This window comes from Micromonospora sp. NPDC051296, from assembly GCF_040682255.1.
In the GTDB taxonomy this organism is placed as follows: domain Bacteria; phylum Actinomycetota; class Actinomycetes; order Mycobacteriales; family Micromonosporaceae; genus Micromonospora; species Micromonospora craterilacus.
Genome location: NZ_JBFBAO010000684.1, coordinates 1 through 1,099, shown reverse-complemented (window position 1 = coordinate 1,099; position 1,099 = coordinate 1). Strand labels below are relative to the sequence as shown.

General features: G+C 70.1%; 1 protein-coding gene. It reads right to left on the bottom strand.

The window, feature by feature from the left end:
- Positions 1–386, bottom strand: a 386-nt coding sequence (locus AB0M52_RS34120; RefSeq protein ID WP_363962033.1) for a hypothetical protein, incomplete at its 3' end; no start/stop codon positions are given.
- Between the last annotated feature and the right edge of the window lie 713 nt (positions 387–1,099).

The following is a 1,099-nucleotide window of genomic DNA, read 5'->3' as shown; positions in this document are numbered from 1 at the left end:
CTGGACGGACGCTGCTGGAACAGGCCCTGCGAGTCGTGGTCGTTGCGGTCACCCAGGTGACCCAGGTTCTCCAGCTTCGACTCCTGCAACGACGTCGCGATCGACACCACCGCCGCACGCTCGTCCATACCGGCCTTCTTCGTCGCCGCGATGATCGCCTTCACGTTGCCGGTCTGCTCGGCGTTCAGATCGATGCGGGACTGCTTGCCCTGCACACCGTTCGGGATCAACTTGCCACTGTCGGGCTTGTCGGCCTGCACCGCCGCGACCGGCTTCACCGCAACCGGGGTGGTGTCCGCGAACGCGGCCACCGGACCGGCGAACATGCCACCGGCGAAAGCCAGACCAGCAACACCCAGAACACTCTTACGCAGCATCGAGTTCATGATCAAAACTCCATTCGGGGGTAGACGTCCACGCGCCGGCACAAAGGGGGAAACGGCACGCGGGTGAGCGCCCTACACAGGCGCCGAAAGACCAAGAGGGGAAGAAGAGAGGCGGATCAGATCCGCGATCCGAGGGCCCGCACACCCATCGCGGGTGGCGCCCACCGGGGGAACCATGTCCAACGACCGACCGGCCAACACCATTCCCGGCCGGCCGGGTCGGCGGCTCGCGGGGCGGGAGGGCCCTTCGCGGCGCCGGGACCATGTACAACGACCGACCGGCCCGGATCATTCCGCCGAACCGCCGGCCACACCCACGGAGGGCGGGCGGCCCTGCTCGACCAGCCACCCGATACAACGCCCCCACCCCGCCGCCGATTCCGGCCCCAGGGTGCCCACGGCCACGCCCGAAATCGGACACGACGGTCCAGCGACGCCCACGAGGCTGCACGCCACCCGGTTGTCAGGCAGGTCGGGCATCAGCCGCGGCCTGCTCGCACACGAACTGGACGCCGACGCGTCGACGATCCCTTTCCGCCATCAGCTCGGCAAACCGCGCACCCAACCCACTGCGGCCAGGGCGTGCGGGACCGGAGAGCGGCGGACAAGAGCACCCTGCACGGACCCGGTACGCCCGACACGGACCGGGCGGACCGGGCCCGCAGACGCGCACCGGGCCGGGCCCGCAGCACGCGCACGGGCCGACCCGCAGA